The organism is Ramlibacter sp. PS3R-8, from assembly GCF_037572435.1.
Classification (GTDB): domain Bacteria; phylum Pseudomonadota; class Gammaproteobacteria; order Burkholderiales; family Burkholderiaceae_C; genus Ramlibacter.
In genome coordinates this window covers 247120-266527 of sequence record NZ_JBBHGT010000006.1, presented here as the reverse complement: position 1 = coordinate 266527, position 19408 = coordinate 247120, and the positions used below count along the sequence as shown (strand labels likewise).

Annotated in this window: 19 protein-coding genes; 3 read left to right on the top strand and 16 right to left on the bottom strand. The window is 63.8% G+C overall.

Annotated features, from left to right (window positions below; translation table 11 throughout):
* The 7 genes from WG902_RS19675 to WG902_RS19645 form a co-directional block, all read right to left on the bottom strand.
* Positions 1-2358 (bottom strand): Z1 domain-containing protein, encoded by a 2358-nt coding sequence (locus WG902_RS19675; RefSeq protein ID WP_340061900.1) that lies wholly within the window; start codon positions 2356-2358, stop codon positions 1-3.
* Positions 2355-4361 carry an ATP-binding protein gene (locus WG902_RS19670; protein ID WP_340061899.1) on the bottom strand — a complete coding sequence of 669 codons (2007 nt, stop codon included), beginning with the start codon at positions 4359-4361 and terminating at the stop codon, positions 2355-2357. Before WG902_RS19670 ends, WG902_RS19675 begins: the two co-directional genes overlap by 4 nt.
* A gap of 40 nt (positions 4362-4401) precedes the next feature.
* Positions 4402-5898 carry a DNA cytosine methyltransferase gene (locus WG902_RS19665; protein WP_340061898.1) on the bottom strand — a complete coding sequence of 499 codons (1497 nt, stop codon included), beginning with the start codon at positions 5896-5898 and terminating at the stop codon, positions 4402-4404.
* A 585-nt stretch (positions 5899-6483) separates the two neighbouring features.
* Entirely contained in the window at positions 6484-7947 is a 1464-nt protein-coding gene (locus tag WG902_RS19660) for a DNA sulfur modification protein DndB (RefSeq protein WP_340061897.1), read from the bottom strand.
* 285 nt (positions 7948-8232) lie between these two features.
* Positions 8233-8952 carry an arylmalonate decarboxylase gene (locus WG902_RS19655; protein ID WP_340061896.1) on the bottom strand — a complete coding sequence of 240 codons (720 nt, stop codon included), beginning with the start codon at positions 8950-8952 and terminating at the stop codon, positions 8233-8235.
* Complete coding sequence (locus tag WG902_RS19650) at positions 8949-9926, bottom strand: Bug family tripartite tricarboxylate transporter substrate binding protein (protein ID WP_340061895.1); 978 nt, start codon at positions 9924-9926, stop codon at positions 8949-8951. The genes WG902_RS19655 and WG902_RS19650 overlap by 4 nt, the downstream gene beginning before the upstream one ends.
* A 101-nt stretch (positions 9927-10027) precedes the next feature.
* Positions 10028-11182, bottom strand: a complete 1155-nt coding sequence (locus WG902_RS19645; protein ID WP_340061894.1) for a mandelate racemase/muconate lactonizing enzyme family protein — start codon at positions 11180-11182, stop codon at positions 10028-10030.
* A gap of 157 nt (positions 11183-11339) precedes the next feature.
* On the opposite strand from WG902_RS19645, the gene WG902_RS19640 reads away from it, so the two are divergent.
* A complete protein-coding gene (locus WG902_RS19640; RefSeq protein WP_340061893.1) occupies positions 11340-11555 on the top strand; it encodes a hypothetical protein in 216 nt (71 codons plus the stop codon).
* Positions 11556-11775: 220 nt separating this feature from the next.
* On the opposite strand, the gene WG902_RS19635 is transcribed toward WG902_RS19640, so the two are convergent.
* On the bottom strand, positions 11776-12678 hold the full coding sequence (locus WG902_RS19635; protein WP_340061892.1) for a LysR family transcriptional regulator: 903 nt from the start codon (positions 12676-12678) through the stop codon (positions 11776-11778).
* A 67-nt stretch (positions 12679-12745) separates the two neighbouring features.
* Between WG902_RS19635 and WG902_RS19630 the strand changes: the two genes are divergently transcribed.
* Complete coding sequence (locus tag WG902_RS19630; RefSeq protein WP_340061891.1) at positions 12746-13741, top strand: Bug family tripartite tricarboxylate transporter substrate binding protein; 996 nt, start codon at positions 12746-12748, stop codon at positions 13739-13741.
* Positions 13742-13765: 24 nt separating this feature from the next.
* Here WG902_RS19630 and WG902_RS19625 read toward each other — a convergent pair whose 3' ends face one another.
* From WG902_RS19625 to WG902_RS19600, 6 genes are all read right to left on the bottom strand, one after another.
* Positions 13766-14275 (bottom strand): hypothetical protein, encoded by a 510-nt coding sequence (locus WG902_RS19625; protein WP_340061890.1) that lies wholly within the window; start codon positions 14273-14275, stop codon positions 13766-13768.
* Positions 14276-14419: 144 nt separating this feature from the next.
* On the bottom strand, positions 14420-14815 hold the full coding sequence (locus tag WG902_RS19620) for a hypothetical protein (RefSeq protein ID WP_340061889.1): 396 nt from the start codon (positions 14813-14815) through the stop codon (positions 14420-14422).
* Between the two features lie 189 nt (positions 14816-15004).
* Entirely contained in the window at positions 15005-15376 is a 372-nt protein-coding gene (locus WG902_RS19615) for a type II toxin-antitoxin system VapC family toxin (RefSeq protein WP_340061937.1), read from the bottom strand.
* 74 nt (positions 15377-15450) lie between these two features.
* Positions 15451-15741, bottom strand: a complete 291-nt coding sequence (locus tag WG902_RS19610) for a FitA-like ribbon-helix-helix domain-containing protein (protein ID WP_340061888.1) — start codon at positions 15739-15741, stop codon at positions 15451-15453.
* A gap of 99 nt (positions 15742-15840) precedes the next feature.
* A complete protein-coding gene (locus WG902_RS19605) occupies positions 15841-16200 on the bottom strand; it encodes a VOC family protein (protein WP_340061887.1) in 360 nt (119 codons plus the stop codon).
* A gap of 29 nt (positions 16201-16229) precedes the next feature.
* A complete protein-coding gene (locus WG902_RS19600; RefSeq protein ID WP_340061886.1) occupies positions 16230-16583 on the bottom strand; it encodes a DUF1428 domain-containing protein in 354 nt (117 codons plus the stop codon).
* A gap of 223 nt (positions 16584-16806) precedes the next feature.
* Between WG902_RS19600 and WG902_RS19595 the strand changes: the two genes are divergently transcribed.
* A complete protein-coding gene (locus WG902_RS19595; protein WP_340061885.1) occupies positions 16807-17781 on the top strand; it encodes a Tim44 domain-containing protein in 975 nt (324 codons plus the stop codon).
* Positions 17782-17883: 102 nt separating this feature from the next.
* Here WG902_RS19595 and WG902_RS19590 read toward each other — a convergent pair whose 3' ends face one another.
* Together WG902_RS19590 and WG902_RS19585 are read right to left on the bottom strand one after the other, a co-directional pair.
* The gene (locus WG902_RS19590; protein WP_340061884.1) at positions 17884-18480 is read right to left on the bottom strand and encodes a carboxymuconolactone decarboxylase family protein; all 597 of its coding nucleotides are present in this window, start codon (positions 18478-18480) and stop codon (positions 17884-17886) included.
* Between the two features lie 28 nt (positions 18481-18508).
* Entirely contained in the window at positions 18509-19393 is an 885-nt protein-coding gene (locus WG902_RS19585) for a LysR family transcriptional regulator (RefSeq protein WP_340061883.1), read from the bottom strand.
* Positions 19394-19408 lie beyond the last annotated feature (15 nt).

The window sequence follows — 19408 nt, the reverse complement described above, 5'->3', positions numbered from 1 at the left end:
TCAACCATTGATCAGCCCTTCGTTGACGATCCACTCAGAATCCTCGTCACTGGTGAATGGCAAGCTGAGACCCACCGCAATCACGCAATCAACTTCAGTGACGCCAAGGTGCACGGGATCCAGTGGATAGACAATCAGCAGGCCATGGCTTGCCGGCCGGGCCGCACGCATGGCTTCCGCGTCGTATGCTCCTCCCTCACGACGGTACGCGCCAGGGCCACCGGACAGATCTACCCCTTCATGGCGCGGGTCAAGAAGTGTGCCGATGGATTCGCTGCTTGTCCTTGTCCGTTCGACCAGCCCTATCTGCTTGGCGCCAAGTGGAACCGATGTGCGACCCTCAGGACTGGCAATAAAGACTGTCCAGTCGGTAAGTTCCTCGGCTCCGTTTCTTTCAGAAATCCAGCTTGCCAGGGCTCGCGGTCGGAGGGCGACGATGTCCTCGTGCACTTCATATGCGCGGAGAAAGTCCACAACAGTCTTGGCGCGGACGTCATGTGCGATATATCCGCCGTGCGCTTGGCGCTCGGGTGTCAACTCCCGCATCAAGCGAGCCGCAAGATCACGGTTGCTCTTAAGTTTCTCTGTCTCGTTCAGTGGTAGCAGGACGGTCTGAGGGTGCTCCCCTGACCAAGTATTCTGCTCCAGCTTGGCCATGGAAGACTTGTTGCGAGCAGTGAGCATGAGCTCGCTATGCGCCCGTAGACGGATGGCCATTTCAGTAGGGCTTCGACCTGCGCGATCCAGCGCCTGTATGGAATCCCGCATGGCCTGCTCGACGAGCGCAAGCTCGCCGAACCACCGAGCCACGGTATCCGTGGTCCAAATTCGAATGAGGTCTTCATAGCCTTGCCGAAATCCATACCATCTCGCCATTTGAAGTAGCGTGTCTGCCATGGCTGCGGTCCGCAGGAAGTAGCTGACTGTCAGTCCTTCCAACGTCAACCCGCGCGAAAGCCGGTTTCCGCCGATTGCAATCAAGTGGCGGCCGGCCTTTGCTTCATATTCGAGTTCCTCACCTGTGTCACTGTTCAGAACGAGGATTTCGACGCTGTTCATTACCTTTAGCGCAGCCTCTACCACCTCTTGATCCCCAGCGGGCGGAACCACACCGTTCTTCAACTTCTTCCACGTCTCAAGAAGGAGGGGGCGCAGGTCCTGACTCTGCGCTTGCGCAGCTCTCCAGAAAGAGAGCTGTTCGTTCGCCTGTTCCGCAACGCGCGCCTGATCCTGCTTCCTCGCCGATACGTGCACTAGCATCGTATGGGCCTTGAGCGTGACTTCCCGAAGGGTCCTGACGCCGCCTGCTACGCAGAAGGCCAGAATGGCTTCAGTGAGCGACGCAGGTAGTCCCCAGGGCTGAGGTGACAACGAAATTTCCGCAGACTTGCGGCGACGCGTGGTTCGCAGTGCGGTGGCATCACTTTCCGGCACCAACTGCAAAACCTGCCTACCCTGTGCGCCGACGCCGAAGAGCTCTTCAGTGCCGGTGTAGCCCGCAGGACGCGGAAGCTGAATCACAAAGTCCTTCGGAAACAGATCTTCGCCCACGATTCGATCAAATCCCGTTGGGTCTATGAGAATGTTCGCGAACGGCGTTGCCGTGTATGCAACGTAGGCCGCCATGGGAGCGCGACGAAGGATCTGACGAATCAGCGCGTTAGTAATCGAGGGGGACGATTCAGGATCCTGGTCTTCCTCTTCATCAGGATCGAACTCGCGATTGCCCCTTGTGTTGATGGAAGCCTGATCCGCCTCGTCGTCAATAAGCAGAATCGGCTTGTTCACGAGAAAGCGCGCAGCCGAATCCAGCCATTCATCCAGTTTTCGCAAAATCGTGGTGTGCTTCTTTGCCACGATGAGGAAGGGTGACGGACTCTGCAGACTGCGTTCATCGATCTTTCGGAAATCCTCCCCTGGACGCGTGAGGGCGATCCAGTCGTGTCCGATCTCTGCTGGGCCTACCCCACCTGGCTGGTGCCCCGTGAGCTCCCGCTCCAGCCTGTTCTGTGTCTGCGTCCGAAGTGATTCGTGAATGCCGGAAAGAACAATCACGATTCTGTAGCCGGCATCAGCCGCCCGTGCAGCAAGGGCTGTGTAGTTAGCGGTTTTTCCGCTCTGTACATACCCAACAACCAAGCCCCTGGCCTGGAATTTCCTGGAAGGACCAGGATCGGGAAGTCTGCCAAGAATCCGAAGCGAAGCCGCAGCCACAGAGTCGACCTGCTGCTCTTGCCACTTTCCGCTGGCCCGCAGCATCCGCTCGTGGCGTGCCCAGTGATACCAGTCGCTGCCGTTTAACCGATCGGTCCAGGAGCCTCCGCTCGGCTCAGTCTTCAAAACATGAACGAGACTCACTTTGGCGCCGTCGTTGATACAAGGAGCTTCTGCGCACCAGCTTGATCTAGCCTAGTTAGGAATTCGGCCAGTGCCTTGAGTCTGACGGCATCCGTCGCTATCGAAGCGAGCAGGTTGCACAACTCAACTTGGGTGCCGCTGACTTGAATTTCCTGCTTGCCCGTCATTCCCTTCATCAGCTTCCACGCGAACGCGTCAGTTTTGACCAACCGCACCACCGGAAGGTCCGAAGTGGCGCTTGTAGTCGTAGCTCGTTCGTTCGCAGCTGGGGTGCTTGTTTTCGCAGTTGTTGCCAACTTCGTGAGTGCAGAAGTCGCCGAAGATCCTGAAGCACGGCCTGAACTCAGGACTCGGCTGGACGAAACGTATTTCTTCTTGCTGTCATTTCGAGCGTCGACCGCAAGCCGCTTTATCTCTGCTTGCAGCTGTTGCGAAAGCGTAACCATCCGCTTGCTGATGTTCACATCGAACTGGTCGTCCAGAGTGCTGTCGAAATCAACGACTACACGCGCCAATTTTGTTTTCTCGTCACTAGTCGTCCACATCTGGTGCCACCCACCCCACTGGATAAGTCGGCCGTTCCGGTACACATAAAGACCCTGCGACTCATTGCGGCGACCGTACATGCCCAACCGGTCCAGTTCCATTCGGGCAGCGTCCACGTCCGTACCATGGATCGCCTTCACTTCTTGCTCCGACGGCAGAAGAAATGCCTGTACGCGAACGGTTGCGTTCTCGGTGGGTGTTGGAACTCTGACCGATTTCATGTCGTACGCCTTGGTTGCAGAGTGCCCTACTGGATTGTTAGCTTCCACAACGATCCCTTCGACTCGGATGATGACTCTCTTCCGACCGGGAACCTTGCCTTCGATGAACCTGTGAAAAACCAAGCCCAGATGCCTGTGGAGCTCCTGAACCTCTGCGGTGTAGGGGTCAAGACCGCGAAGCGCAGGCGTGCTGCGAGGGGGGCGCATGCTGCGCCACAGCACACACGTGCCGTGCTCGGGAATCTCTGTACGGGCTGCAATCCAGGGATCGAGGTCGCTTCGTTGTGCATCCCACGAATCCATCCGTGCCACGTCCCACGTAAGGTGCGCCGCTGGCTGGCCCATCACCTTGCTGACAACGGTGAAGCAGTCGGTCTGCGACCAGGAGGCCCCCTTTAAGCCGTAGCCGTATTTTCCGAGGTCATCACTTTCATAATCGGTCTCGCTTCCGATACGCATGGCTTCCGCGAGCCGTGCGGCGTCCATCCCCCGTCCGTTGTCCGCGATCGTCATCCATCGCCCATGCCCGGAATCCGGTCTTCCGAACGTAATGCGGATGTCAGTCGCGTCCGCGCTGATCGCGTTATCGACGATATCCGCTACCGCGCTCGGCAGTGTGTGGCCGACGGACGCCAGAATCCGTACCAAACGTCTTGCATTGGGCGGCAACCGTACGCTGCGATCCTCGGCAGCCATGGTCATCGCGGGCTTTGGCTTGGTCACAGGGGACTCCTCTGGCATGAAAAGATCAGGTTTGGATTTCTGTAAAACGGCCAGGGTGCGTCGGCCCTCGTCGCCATGGAGTGCCACCATAGAGCGGCCTGCCAAGCCGTTACTCTCACCATCCGCCAGAATGGCCTTCGTAGCTTGGTTGTCGACTGCGTACACCGCCCAGGCTCCGAGCGCCGGACGTTGTCCCGCATCTACGACCATCGCAAACAGGCAGCCGGGTTCGACAAAGTCGTAGCAGTAATCTTCCGGGCAGTTCCCTTCAAGACGCCAGTTTTTGTGCTGCCGTCTCAAGCGCTGCGCCTTGATCCCCACGCCGTCGTCAACTTGGTAGCGAAGCAATAATGCAATGTCGTCTGTATCCTTGGCAGCTGGAAAGACGCGATCCACCACTTCGCCATCGAAGTTGATCGCACGTTGCTTCGCCCTTTCCTTCCCCCGTCTTCGATATGCGTGAAAGACGCCGAGCTCGTTGTGCCGAAGGAGGCGAAGAATGACAAAGAGCATGCCCGTTTACTGCCGTCGATCTCTGCGTGGGCAGTGGCGCCTAGGCAGCCTTGAGCCAAGTCACGTCGGGGTCGGTGCCTTTTTGCTTCCGAACGACGCCAAGCGCCTGAAGGACATTTTCGGCAATGGCCCGTCCGAGCAGCGGGGGGACTGCATTACCGATCTGCTTGTATGCTGGATTCATGGTCCCGCAAAACGTAAAGCCGTCCGGGAAGGACTGTAGCCGCGCCGCCTCGCGAACCGAAATGGTCCGCGCTTGACGATTGTCATAATGAATGTGGCTGTAGCCGTCTTTGCCAAGATGCGCCATAAGGGTACGCGCGGGCTGATCTCGCCACATCTTTCGCCACTTATTCGGGAACTTACTGGGATCGTACGGGGGAACGATCGACTTCCTCAGTTCCTCATACTTCTTCGTGCCTTCTCGGATTGACTCACCCGTAGACCGCAACTTTTCAAGTTGCTGTTCGAACATTTTCACTGCCCGGGCGTGTGCTTCTGGATACTGGTCGCCAGGCTGTAACCGCGCAAAGAGTGCGTAATCGCGCGGCAAGTACCGAATGACGTGGTCCAAGAGTCCTTCTGCAGGCGCTTCAAAGCCCACCCACTTTTTCATGAGCTCTGCATACCTGGAAGCGGGTCGTGCGAGGTCATACGGCATACGTATGTCAAACCGACGCGCACCCCGACTCAGTTGACGCTTCGCTAGAAGCTCTTGGGCGTTGATCCCTGGCAAATCCCCGATTGCTTCCTCGGCGGTAATTGCAGGCGGCAGGTCAGGCGACGCTACCGGCGGCTCAAGGTACGAGTGGGCACTCGTCAATGCCCTCACCGTTTTAAGCGCGACTGCTCGAGAGCCTTCGTATCCTGGGGGCAGCTTCAGCCAGTGAGTAGGATGAGGAAACGACACGGCTACCCCAGCTTCTGTGCGGTAAGCAATTAGCACCATTCTTTCCCGCATCTGTGGGACACCATAAAACGCCGCGTTCAAGAGCGTGTACTTGCAGGTGTACCCCCTTTTGGCAAGCACCTCGCAAGTCTCTTCTGCAATGTTTCGCCCGCCATGATTAAGCATGTCGGGAACATTTTCCATTACGACCGCAACAGGTTCGAACTGGTCGACGTAGTGCAGATATTCTTGATAGAGTTTCGCTCGTGGATCATGAATGAACGCTTCGGGATGCTCGTCCACTTGCCTTAGTTTGGATCGTCCAACTCTCGCAAAGGCTTGACATGGAGGACCTCCAACGATGATGTCTATGCATTTCTTGACCGGCCCAAGTTTCAGCTTCGTTGCGAGCGCTCGTGGCGAGGTGACGGTGATATCGATTGCCTCGCTATGTTTCGCGTCACCGCCGTGAAAGTTAAGTCCGTGGGACCGTGCAGCGTCCTTGTCGAATTCCACAGCGGCGCTGATGTTGCACCCTGCGAAATGAAATCCTAGCGACAGCCCACCGCAACCTGCGAACAGGTCAAGGACGCGAGCCTTGTGCCCCTGTCTGAGTCGTTCGAGCTTTTCAATAACGTTGTCGTTCATTCCATTCCAGTGTTGGCCGACGCCAGGAACATTGGTCTGGCATCTGTTGGAGCCTGCGTATTGTGAGCGAATGGGTGAAAAATCACCAGGCCCGGGGCTCAGGATCGGAAGCTAGCTGCATGGCCGCGACGCTCCCAGTCTCCAATGACGCGCCGACAGGAAATCAAACTTTCTTCTTCTATCTCTATTACTCCTGCCCAGGAAAGTCGCCCTCGGGCGAAATCGGACCGCACCAGACGATGCGCGCCCGCCATCGCGACGAAACCGCTCTCCCCGAGCCAATCAAGCATGAATCGACCGTCAGCATCAGCGCTCCGCACGTCTTCCGATGGAACGCATCCTCAGGTGCTGGCGGCTATCGACGCGAAACGCGAGGCGCGCTGGCCACCCCGCTCTCGCGAGTCCATGGCCAAGCAATTCCAGTCCTCGATTACTTTTATCCGACAAGCCCGTTTGTCTTTCTTGGCGCCGCTCTCGCCGCTGCTGCGGTGCTGAAGGTCTCCTGGCCTTTGGACCCTGGAAAACTGAGAACGTCGGACCAGCAAAAAAGAAGCCCCGCTTTTGCGGGGCCTCGATCACGCGAAATCACAATTCGGAGACGCTCGTTTGCTTCTCGTGGCGAGCGGGGAGCCCCAATTCCTTACGGAACATGTCACCAATGATCGGATAAATGTCGTTGTGCTTCGCGCCGAAGCGCATCACTTTCGCGGCTGGGTCGAAGGCACCTAAGTCGCGGTTATAGCCTTCGTCGTCAGACGGAAGATACTCCTTGAGGTCCTCCACACCAGCCTGTTGCCGCTCGGCTGAAGAGAACTGGTAATACCGCCACGCCGGGTTAGCGTGTGAGTAGTCAAGGGTAGGAATTCCTTTGAGCAGGCGATCGAGGAGCTCCTCCGAATCGACCGACTTGCGCTTGCTGAATGCGTAATCGAAAGTCAGTTTCGCGAGTGCCTTGAGCACAACGGGTTGGGCCGCGACCGTCTTCATCTTCGCTCCAGGTTTACCGAAGTTGGGGATCGCGTTCACCGCTGTCCAGAAGGCAGTGGCAACATCCTTGCGAGCGTCAACTTCCGCCGGCGTAGCACCGCTGATGTTGGTCTTGTTTAGGAATAGATGGGCGTTAATTGCCACGATGTCCTTGAATGTCAGCTGCCCTGTGTCCTCCTGCCAGTTCACGATGTCCTTCTCCACCGGCTCCATTCCGAGCACATCATCTATCAGCACTTCCTTGATGAAACGGTTGATAGGGTTCGAGCTGTCGAACTGCAGCGCAAGGCTCTTTTCGACCTTCTTGCCAAGGTTGTTCAAGTCATGGAAAAGCTGACGCTCTTGATCGACGTCCAGCCCCAGGTGTGCCTCCACCGTTACAGTGCAAAACCCGCGTGCGACTTCCAGGCACTCAGCCCAGACGGCGAGGTCCTCTTTTGAGATGTCGGGGGTGTCGGTGACGAAGAGGTTGCCCTTCTTCGGATAGCGATGAGACGACTGAATTGCGTTCAGGAACTCAAAGACGAGGTCCATAGCCTTGCGACGGTGTTGGCCATCCACGACCCACAAGATATCGCGCTGGGACAGCATCACTTTGAAGCAGGCGGTTTCCTCTTCCTTCGTGATCATGCGCGAGCCGGGAAGGTTGGCGCCGCGTGGATCACTCGTGCGGATGTTGGCGACGATAGGTTGAAGAGACAGGTACGGTTGTCCTCCCATTCGCTCGAGAACGGAGTTGAGCGCGGGGAACTCAGGCTTCTTCATGATGATGCGGCGCTCGATAGCCGCCGAAACAAGCCCCTTGAGGATGAAACGCGCCAGCTTTGCCGCGTGCGCTTCGTCCAACTTTCGTTGAGCGACTGGTTCGCCATTCGCGCCACGCTCGTTGGCCACAGCAGACATCGAATGGAAGTCGTGCATGGGGATAGAGAACAGAAATGCGCGATTGCCCAGGTTGTGCGCGATGAACACTTTATGTGGCTTCGCCGACGTATCTCCATCTTCGAGCAGGCTGTCGAGCGTTCCAATGGGGGTGGGAAGCGAATCTTGGGCGGGATACATGCAGGCTCCTTCGGTTCCCAGGACGTGCGAAATAGCTATCCAGGGGTTAGAAAAGTATATCCCAGGGGTATTCATATTTGTCGAGAAAGATCGAAAAAATGATCCAGGAATGTTGTTTTGTTTACCCAGGATGGTCTGCATTGCCGCCGGGGCCTTGCGGTCATACCCGACTCCAGCCTTCGCGGTCAGCGTGCTCTTGGGCTAAGAGCCCACGCGGCTGCTCAGCCACGCCACCGCCACACGGGCGCGCAGCCTCAGGTCCGAACTTCGCGGCAACCTGCGCTCTTACGCGAACAGCCGCCCGAACCCCTCCGCCCGGCCATCCCCACCCCCCACCCTCACCACATCCCAAAACCCCGCCGGCGAACTAGCCGTCGCCGGGATCCCCAGTTCGTCTTCGAGCCGCCGAATCGCATCCAACGTCAACAACCCCCCGCACGAGATGAACACACCCTGCGCCGAAGTGTCCTGCGCATAGACTTTCTTCGACAGCGCCACCAGCGCCTCCGTGCTCACCTCGCCCACTTCCTTCACTCCCGTGATCGACATCCCCTCGATCGCCGTCACAGTGAACCCGCTGTGGGTGAGATACGCCACCAACTTCTCGTTCAGTTCGTCGATGTACGACGTCGCCACCGCCACCCGCTGCACGCCCAGCTCTCGCAGCGCTCGCACGATCGCATGGCTCATCGTCGTGCACGGCACGCCCGTCGCTTCCTGCATGGCGCGGCGCAGCGACTCGGTGAACTCCGGGCCGCGGTAGAAGCTGATCGACGTGCCCATCATCGAGATCGCCTCGGCGCCGGCCTGGCGCAGTTCGACGGCGCGGTCGACGATGGTGTCCACCACCGGCGCGAAGCCTTCGGGTGACACGCCGCCGATGCCCAGCCCGCGCGCGATGAAGCGGTACCGGTCGCCGTACAGCATGGCCGCGTCCTGCGGCACCTCGCCATGGGCCGGCGGCACCACCAGGCCGATGCAGGGCTTGCTCGCAGCCATCGTCATTCCGCCGAGATCTTCTGCGCCTTGATGATGGCGGCCCAGCTCGCGGACTCGCGCTGCATCTCCGGCCCCAGCTGCGCGGGCTCCATGTAGGCGGGGATACCGCCCTGCAGCGCAGCGGCCTGCGCCAAGTCGGCGCTGGCCAGCACGGTGCGCGCCGCCTCGTTCAACTTTTCCATGATGGCAGCGGGCGTGCCCACCGGCGCCAGCAGCATCAGGCGCGGCGCCACGTTGAAGCCGGGCATGGCGTCGGCCATGGCGGGCACGTTTTCGCCGCCTGCCAGCGGCGCGGTGTTCATCATGCCGACCGCGCGCAGCTTGCCCGACTTCGCCTGGGCCAGGCCGGCAGCGGCGCTGACCACGCCGATCGGCACCTGGCCGCTGATCACGTCCGGCATGATCTGCGCGGCGCCGCGGTACGGGATGTGCGTGACGAAGCTTCCGCTCTGCGATTTCAGCAGCTCGAAGCCAAGGTGGTGCACGGTGCCCACGCCGGATGTCGCGTACGAGTAGCGGCCTGGGTTCGCCTTGAGCAGCGTGAGCAGCTCCTTGGGCGTCTTCGCGGGCACGTCGTTGTTGGCCACGATCATCAGCGGCGCGATGAAGGTGCCGGCCACCGGCACCAGCGCCTTCAGCGGGTCGATCGGGCTCTTGGCCTGCAGGAAGGGCGCGATCAGCAGGCCGCTTTCCCCCATCAGCAGCGTGTAGCCGTCCGGCGCGGAGCGCGCGACCAGGTCCGCCGCAATCATGCCGGTGGCGCCGGCACGGTTCTCCACCACCACCTGCTGGCCCAGCACCGTCGACAGGCGCTGCGCCAGCATGCGGGACAGTGCGTCGACGCCGCCGCCGGCGGAGTAACCCACCATCAGGCGGATCGGCTTGTTCGGATAGGCCTGCTGCGCGTGCGCGAAGGGCGCCGCGAGGGCGAGCGAGGCGACGGCCACCAGGGCGGCGCGGCGGGAAAGAACTGCTGTCATCTTCTTGTCTCCTGTGTTTCGTCGTTGAACGGTGGGGTTCCGCTTTCGCTCACCTTCCGCCGCTGGCGCGCGCCACCCTACGGGGGTCCTGGTGCAGAGCATCAGGCCTTGCCGACGCCGCGCGATCCCGGCCGCTTGGCCAGTTCGGCGATGCGTTCGCGGTTGGGGCGGAAGCCGAGGCCCGGCACGTCGGGAAGCGCCAGCATGCCCTGGCTCGGCTCCGGCAGGTCGTCGAAGACCTGCTTGCACACTTCCACGGCCACCGAGTGGTACTCCACCAGCGAGCCGTTGGCCAAGCCCGCGTGCAGGTGCATGTTGTGGTGCGGCCAGGCGCCGCCGTTGGCGAACTGGGTGTTGAAGGCCGCAGCCATGCCCGCGATGCGCAGGCATTGCGTGTAGCCGCCGCTGATGCAGGCGTTGGGCTGCACCACGTCCACCGCCTGCGCCACCAACATGTCGCGGAAGCGGCTGGCCAGGCCTTCGTTCTGGCCCGCCGCCAGCGGAATGCGGGTCTTGCCGCGCAGCCTGACCAGGTTGGGGATGTCGTTCTGCGACACCGGCTCTTCGAAGAAGGCGATGCCGAAGTCCTCGATGCGCTGCGCCAGCACCGAGGCGTGGAAGTAGTCGAGGCTGCAGTTCGCGTCGATGAAGATCTGCACGTCGGACCCGACCGCGTTGCGCACCGCCTCGACGCGCTTGACGTCCTCGGCGATCACGTCGGCCAGCGGCCGCGGCTCGTCGCGGCGCTGCAAGGCGTGGTGGCCCACGGTCATCTTCAGGCGCTTGAAGCCGCGCTCCACCCAGGCCTTCGCGGCGGCTGCGAGCTCGTCGCGGTCGAAGAAGGCGAAGCCGAAGGTGGCGTACACCGGCACCTGGCTGCGCGCGCCGCCCATCAGGCGCCACACGGGCTGGCCGAGGATCTGGCCCTTGAGGTCCCACAGCGCCAGGTCGATCGCCGCGATGGCGTGGCTGGCGTAGCCGGACTGGCCGCGCGGCGTCAGCAGCCAGTAGAGCTTGTCCCACACCTGCTCGTGGCGCAACGGGTCCATGCCCACCAGCGCGTGGCTGGCGATGTCGTTGACGATGGAGGCGATCACCTCTTCCTCGGTGATGGCGGTCATGCCGGTGCCGATGCGGCCGTCGTCGAGTTCGACGTCCACCAGGCACAGCGAGAGAGACGTCGATTTGGCGCGGGCGCCGCTGCCCATGGTGACGGGCAGGTTCAGCGGCGTGGCGCGTACGGATGCGATTTTCATGGGCGGAGTCTGCGAGCCAGCCCACCCTACCGCAAGCGGTGCGCGCGAAAGGCGCTTTCGCGGCTGGCGAAATCCGCGTTTACCCGCGAGGTGGCGGGACGGGACGGGACGGTTGGCACCCAAGGCGCCGGTGCTATGCGGCGGCAGGCACAGCACCATGAAATTCCAAACCGGTGCTTTCGAATTTCATGGTGAAGTGCCAGCGGCGGCGCCTGCTGCACCTGCGAAGGCTTCGCCTGCCGTTCTGCCGCCGCTGGTGGTGAAGCATGTCGCGGCGAACGACAGCATCTTCCTGGGTGACGCCTACCTGATCAAGGGGGTGCAGAAAAGACGGGGCGCGGGCGGTGTCGGTTGGTGGTCGATCGGCCGGTGAACCTGGTCGAGACTTGATGTCGGGGTGCGCTTCGCGCAACCCGACCTACGCGGAGAGACCCGCGTATCCATCCCGTGTCGCGCCCCCGTAGGTCGGGTTCGGCGAAGCCGACCCCGACATATCCGGGCCCTCAGCGCTTCCGCCTCGCCGATGGGATCGAGGCCGTGCCCCTGTGGGCGGTGCTCCAGGACGGGTAAGCCGGCGCCAGTTCTGCAGGCGCTCAGCTCGCCGGCGCTTCGCTGCGCAAGGCCTCCACCAGCGTGCGTGCAGCCGCCGGTGCGTCCTCGCCGATGCGCAGTGCGAGGTAGTGCGTGCGCCGTGCCCAGTCCTCGTCCAGCGGCACGGCTTTCAGCGGCAGCTGCTGCAGCTGGGGCACCAGGGCCTCCGACGGCAGCACCGCCACGCCCAGCCCGCCGGCCACCATGCGGCAGGCGGCGTCGAAGCTGCGCATCTGCATGCGCACCTGCAGCGGCTCGCCGATCGCAGCGGCCGCATTGAACAGGCGGGTGGTCACCGCGTTGGTGCCGGCGATCACGATGAAGTTTTCCTTCAGGATCCGCGGCAAGCGGACGCTGGCTTCGTGCGCGAGCGAGTGCCCATTCGGGACGATCAGCGCGAGCTGGTCCTGGAAGAAGGGGAAGAACGTGAGCCCGCGCGAAGGCGTCGCCACGTCGACCACCCCCACGTCGGCGCGGCCCTCCAGCAGCGCGCCCAGGATCTCCGGGCTCATGCGCTCCTCGATGTCGACGTGGATGCGCGGGTGGCTGCGCATGAAGGCCTCCAGCCGCTGCGGCACCACCTGCAGCAGCGCCGAGGCGTTGGCCAGCATGCGCACGTGCCCCGCCAGGCCGAGGCTCCAGTCGCGCAGGTCGGTGACCAGCCGGTCGGCGTCGTCCACCAGTTCACGGCCGCGCTGCACCAGCAGCCGGCCGACCGAAGTGAGCTCAACGCCGCGCGGCGAGCGCTCGAAGATGCGGATGCCCAGCTCGGACTCCAGCGCGGAGATGCGCGCGCTGGCCGCCGCCACGGCGAGCTGCAGGCTGTCGCTGCCGGCGCTGATGGAGCCGCAGTCGGCGACGGCGATGACGACCCTCAGGGTGAGCAGGTCGAGGCGAGGGGGCATGCGGGGATTATCCGGGCCGCCCCTGCGCGACCTGCGTCGCGTGCACGCCCGATGCGAAAATCCCTTCATGCATTTCCACTCCGTGCCCCGCCGCGCGTTCACGCGCCTCGCTGTCGCCTGCAGCCTCGCCTTCACCCTCGCCACCCCGGCCCTCGCCGCCTGGCCCGACAAGCCGATCCGACTGGTCGTTCCGTTCCCGACCGGCCAAGCGACCGACATCTTTGCGCGCGCCCTCGCCGAGCAGCTCGGCAAGAAGCTGGGCCAGCCGGTGATCGTGGACAACAAGGCCGGCGCGGGCAGCAACATCGGCAGCGAGTACGTGGTGCGCGCCGCGCCCGACGGCTACACGCTGCTGGTGGCGGGCAGCGCGATGGCGGTGAACCAGACGCTCTATGCCAAGGTGAACTTCGATCCGGCCCAGGACCTGGTCGGCATCTCGCTCATCGCCAAGGTGCCGCTGGTGTTCCTGGCGACGCCGGCCTCGGGCATCAAGTCGATGAAGGACCTGGCCGCGCAAGCCAAGGCGCGGCCCGGCTCGCTGAACTACGCCAGTGCCGGCATCGGCGGCACGCAGCACCTGTCCGGCGAGTTGTTCAAGTCGATGGCGGGCCTGTACGTCACGCACATCCCCTACCGCGGCAGCGGCCCGGCGCAAGCCGACTTCCTGGGCAACCAGGTGCCGCTGATGGTGGACTCGGTGACCGCGGCGCTGCCGCACATCCAGTCCGGCCGCGCGGTGCCCCTGGCGGTGACGTCGGCGACGCGCTCGGCGCAGTTGCCTGCGGTGCCGACGGTGGCGGAATCGGGCGTGCCCGGCGTCAAAGGCTTCGAGGCCGTGGGCTGGCTCGGCTTGATGGCGCCCAAAGGCACCCCGCCCGACATCGTCGCGCGGCTGCAGAAGGACGTGAACGACATCCTGCGCGGCGACGAGATGGCGCGCTTCATCCGCGAGCGCGGCTCGGAGCCGGCGCCGACCACCGGCCCCGAGTTCGACCGGTTCATCGCCGCGGAGATCCGCAAGTGGGGTCAGGTGGTGAAGATCTCGGGCGCGAAGGCGGAGTAGGTCATGGGCAGCGCCTTGCGCTGCTCACCTCTCTCCCGCCACCACCATCCCCACCACCGCCCCCATCCACCTCCCCACCGCCACCAGCCCGCAGATCGCCAGCACCACCGCCACGAACGCAGCGACCTCATGCCCGCCTGACTTGGCCATCAGGGCCACGGCAACAGCGATGCCCGCGCCGCCCGCCAATGCGATGCCCAGGTCGCCGCGCCACCACGGCATGGGAGCGGCCTCGCGCCCTTCGGACACCGCCTTCGCAAGCATCATCCGCGCGACGAGACCCAGCCACACGCCAGCCGCGAGCGCCAGCATCACCAGCATCGAGAACCGGCTGTACAGCGCTGCATGCAGGCATGCCACGCCGAGAGCGGCGCTGGCGATCGCCCACCAGGATGGTTGGCGCATGTAGAAGGGAAGGTCCGGATCCTGCGGATTGCGCAATGCCTTGATGGGAATGCGATCCAGCCAGGTGGCGACGGCGAAGCCGAGGAAGAGGAAGGTGAGGGCGAGGAAGACTACGGATCGTAGGTTCACGGGCGGCGGCCTTCGGCCGGGTGAGGTCCGGCCTCGTCTGGCATCTTAGGGAAGGCCGGCGCAAAGGGCGACACTTGCGTGGCGCGGGTGCCACGCAGGCAACGCGTCCAGCCTTCCGTCAGGGGCGGCCTTCGCCGCCCGTCCTCACTTCGCCGGCTTCTTGGACGTCTTGCGCGCGGCGTCCAGCGCGGCGGACTTCTGCTCCTGCTTTTCGGCGCGCGACTTGGTGGCCTTGGGCTTCTTGGCTTCCTTGGCGTCCTTGGCGCCCTGCGCTTCTCCAGCGACCTTGGGCTTGTCCTTGGCCACTGCGCGATGCGTCCGCACCAGCTTGTCGAGGGGGCTCGGCCCGGGCAGCAGCCCCTGCGCCCTGCGCTGGGCCCGCTGCTCCTTGAGCTGCTTGCGCTCTTCGGCCAGGGCGGTCTCGGCTTCCGTCAGTGACTTGTCGGCGCCGGCAGATGCCTTGCGGCTCGCCATGGCGCGATGCAGTGCTTTCCCGTTGTCCGAGAGCCTCTTGGTGAATGATGCGGTGCGAATGGGCATGGATGCTCTCCTGTATTGGAAGGCGACTGTAACCTCGACTCGGCTCCGCTTGCCGGGTCGGCGCTGCTCAGCCAGCGACTCGACTCACTGGTGGAGCATCGGCTCCGGCATGGGCATCGGTCCGGTGGGGGGCTGGGGCTGAGGGTTCAGCGGGGGGAGGGGTTCGGGCGGGGGTTGGGTGGCCATGGTCTATCTTGCTCCTGTTAGGTAGTCACGCGCCGCTGCCCCCAACTTCGCGTCGAACGTGACCAGTGGCGCCTGCAGCGCACCAGCCAGCCAAAGGTACGCCGCGTCGCAAGCGGACAAGCCATAGCGGATGGCCAGCGCATATTGCCCTGGCACGTCCGGCCGATGCAGCTCGATGGTGTGTTGCACGTACATGTCCAACGCATTACCGATCATTGCTTGCGGCAAACCGCCTCGACTCTTCTTCACAGCGACGTTGGCTACCTCGCTGTCCAGGAGCGCTGGTGCATGCAGAGACCTGCCCGCCATGCTGCGCAGGGCCTCATCCCGCAAGGGTTCCTGGAACAGCACGGCAACCAGGACGCTGCAGTCCACCACAAGGGGCGGGCGGCCAAGGTAGGGCGGCGGAGGTTCGGCAACGTAGATCGCTCGCTCCGGTGCCTTTGCGATCACCTGCTGTCCCGGTCTTCACGGATGATGTCCACGCCCAGCGGCCCGCGCCGCATGGGCTGCGGATGCTTCGCGCGCAGTTCCGCTGCGACGTCTTCGATGGTCCGTGAGCCCCGTCGCCATCCTTGCAGCTGCGGATGGCGAACTGGCCCGTCAGAGCTGGCTGGCTGGGCGGCCTCGGTGATGATCGCCATCAATTCGCCTTGGAGCGACCGGTGGTTTCTGGCCGCGCGCGCTCGCAGCGCTTCGGCGAGGTCCTCAGGGACGTCTTTGATCGAGAAGTTGGGCATAGGGCCTCCGCGTATCCGGCTCCATTTTGGAGCCGGAATGGAGCTGCGGTCAAGCCCGGGGGGCCCCTCACCCCAGCCCTCCCCGGAGGGGAGAGGGGGCTAAACCTCCTCGATGAGGGCCATGATGTTGCCCTCGCTGTCCTTGAACCACGCCGCCTTGGCGCCGCCCGCCGTGATCGCGCCCTGCGGGCTCTTCTGCCCCGGCAGGTCGTAGTCCTCGAACACCACGCCCTTGGCCTTGAGCTTGACGATCAGGCCGTCGACATCCTCCACCGACCAAAAGGCCTGGCTGGCCTGCGACGTGCCGGCATTCGGCGAGAGGTACAGGAAGCACGCCGTGCCTTTGCCGAACTCGTAGACCACGCCGCCCTCGCGCACTTCCTTCGGCCGCAGTCCGATCTTCGCTTCGTAGAACTGCCGCGCCCGGGCCAGGTCCCTGGCCGGGATGTACGCGTACATGGGAAAGTGCTGCAGCATGTCGGGCCGCGCTAGGCGCTGACGATCATCTGGAAGCCGCCGAAGATCATCCGCTTGCCGTCGAAGGGCATGCTGGCCATGTCGTGGTCCATCTCCGGGTCTTCCATGACTTTCTTCATTCCCGCATCGCGCACGGCCTTCGACGGCCAGGTGATCCAGGAGAAGACGACGGCCTCGTCGTCCTTGCGCTGCACAGCCATGGTGAAGGACGTCAGCTTGCCCTCGGGCACGTCGTCGCCCCAGCATTCGACCACCGTCAGGGCGCCGTGCTTCTTGAAAATGCCGGACGCTTTTTGCGCGAGGGCGCGGTAGGCATCCTTCTTGGCCGTGGGCACGGCGAGGACGAATCCATCTACGTAGTTCATGGGTTGCTCCTTGGGTAGCGCGACGGCAAGCTGCCGCCCCGTGTGACACGACGAAGGAGCATGATAGGAATCGACATCCGCGTGTGTGTCGGGGTGCTCCGGCAACCCGACCTACGGGTAAAGTGCGGTTTTGACTGAACAAAGCTGCGGATCTGTCTGCTTTTACTATCGCCGGCCGGGCGCTATCTTCCAGCGTCCGGTAATGTTCTCCAAGGAGACTCTCATGAGAAAAACCCTCGCCCTGTTCGCCGTCGTCCTGACCCTGGGCATGACGGCCATGTCTTTCGACGCCGAGGCCGCTCGCCGGATGGGCGGCGGCAAGTCCACCGGCATGCAGCGCCAGACCACGACCGCGCCGCCGGCCAACACGCCCGCCGGCGCCACCAATTCGCCGAGCCAGGCCGCGCCCGCAGCCGGCACGGCAGCTGCGGCTGGTGCGCCCGCCGCGGCAGCGGCCAAGCGCAGCTGGATGGGCCCCATCGCCGGTCTCGCAGCCGGCCTGGGCATCGCCGCGCTGATGTCGCACCTGGGCCTGGGTGAGGCCTTCGGCAACATGCTGATGATCGCCTTGCTGGTGATGGCCGCGCTGATGGTGGTCGGGTTCTTCATGCGCAAGCGGGCTGCTGCGCAGGGCGGAGCGATGGCGGGCGCGGGTCATGTCGGCAGCGTCGGCGGGCCGTTCGGCCAGCAGCAACAGCCGAATGCGTATCGCGCCAATGAGCCCGCCATGCAGCCGCGTGGCGGGTCGCTGATCGGGTCGCGCATCGGTGGTGGTGTGGGTGCCTCGGGTGCCGCCCCGGCCGCAGCGGCGGGTGTGGGCTTCATTCCCGCCGACTTCGACGCGGTCGGCTTTGCCAAGAACGCGGAAGACCAGTTCATGGCCCTTCAAGCGGCCAACGACGCCGGCGACCTGGTGCGGCTGCGCGGCTACCTCACGCCGGAGATGTTCGAGGCTGTCAAGGCGGACATCGACGCGCGCGGCGATGCGCCGCAGCAGACGCAGGTGTTCGGCCTGAACGCGCAGGTGCTGGACGTTGTCGAAGAAGGCAACCAGTACATCGTGAGCGTGCGGTTCCAGGGCAGCGTGCGCGATGAGCCGGGCGCGGTGCCGGAAGACCTGAACGAGATCTGGCACCTGACCAAGCCGAAGCAGGGCATGGGCGGGTGGATGATTGCGGGGATCCAGCAGGCGCAGTAGGGGCTGGCTGAGGAGCGCCCCCAGCGCCCCCACCCCGGCCCTCCCCCAGTGGGGGAGGGAGGAAGACAGAAGAGGACGCTGCGGCGTCCTTTTTTGTTTGTTCTAGCGGTGGCCGTGCTTGCCCGGCGACCAGTCGCCTTGCGGCGCGGCCGCGCGCGCCACGGCCAGCGGGATGGCCTCGAGCGGCGTGGCCAGGCTGTCGTTCCAGCGATTGAGGAAACCGAACATCGCCACCACGCCGAGGATCTCGACGATCTGGTTTTCGCTCCAGTGCAGGCGCATGCGGGCGAACACGTCGTCGGTGACTGCATTGGGCTGCGACGCGGCCGCCAGCGCAAAGGCGAGCGCCGCACGCTCCTTCTCGCTGTACAGCGGGCTGGTCTGGTAGTTCCAGACGGCCGTCAGCTTCTCGTCGGTGACGCCGAAGTTGTGCGCACCCAGCAGCGTGTGCGCCTGGCAGTACAGGCAGCCGGCGGCCTTGCTGGCCACGTGGCCGATCAAGCGAAGGAAGCCGAGATCCACCTCGCCCCCGGGATCCATCACGGCGGCATTCAGCTCGGCGAACGCTTTCACGAGCTTGGGCTTGCGCTGCATGGTCAGCACGCTGTTCGGCGTGAAGCCCAATGTGGACAGGAAGAAGTCGAAGTGCGCCTTGAGTTGCGGGCTGGTCTCGGGCGGCAGGGGTTTCAGGCGGGGCATGGTGTCTTTGAAGGTGCGGGATGAAGGGTCAGGCCACGCCTTGCAGCAGTCGCTGCAGCAAGGGATGCTGGATTTTCCGCTCGGCGACGATCAGGTGGAAGTGCTCCACCAGTTCGGGCGCGTCGCCCAGCAGCCGCATGCTCTTGTCCTGCAGCAGTTCGTCGCGCGACCACACGCTGGAGGGAAAGGCGCCCATGCCGCTGCGGCCGAAGGCGGCCAGCAGCGCACTGTCTTCGAACTCGCCCGCGATGCGCGGACGGATGCCATGGCGCTCGAGCCACTGGTCCAGGCGCGGCCGGATGGCCGCATGGGCAGTGGGCAGCAGGAGCGGGATCTCGGCCAGGCAGGCCGGAAAGGGCTGCTTGCACTGCCTGGCCAGCTGCGCCGGCGCGAACCACGACATCGGCGCCTCGCCCAGCTTGTGGCCGTACAGGCGCAGGTTGGGGTTGGGCGGTGCGGGGCGGTCCGACAGCACGGCGTCCAGCCGGTGCAGCGCCAGGTCTGCCAGCAGCCGGTCGAACTCGTCCTCGTGGCAGAGCAGGCGCACGCGCCCATCGTCCACCGCGGGTTGCAGCAGGTGGCGCACCACGAGCTTGGGCAATCCATCGGACATGCCGACCGCCAGGCGCAGGCCCTGGCCGGTCGCCGCTTCGCGCACCGCGTCGGGCAGTTGTTCGCCGAGCTGGAAGATCTGGTCGGCCATGTTCATTGCGGCGACGCCGGCGTCGGTGAGGCTGATGCCGCGTCCGGCCGGCTTGAACAGCGAATGCCCCAGCTCCTGCTCCAGCAGGCGCACCTGCGCGCTGACCGTCTGCACCGCCATGCCCAGGCGGTTGGCGGCGCGGGCGATGCCGCCTTCCTTGGCGACCACCCAGAAGTAGTAGAGGTGGCGGTAGTTCAGGGCAGCGGTCATGTCGGCGCTATTCTG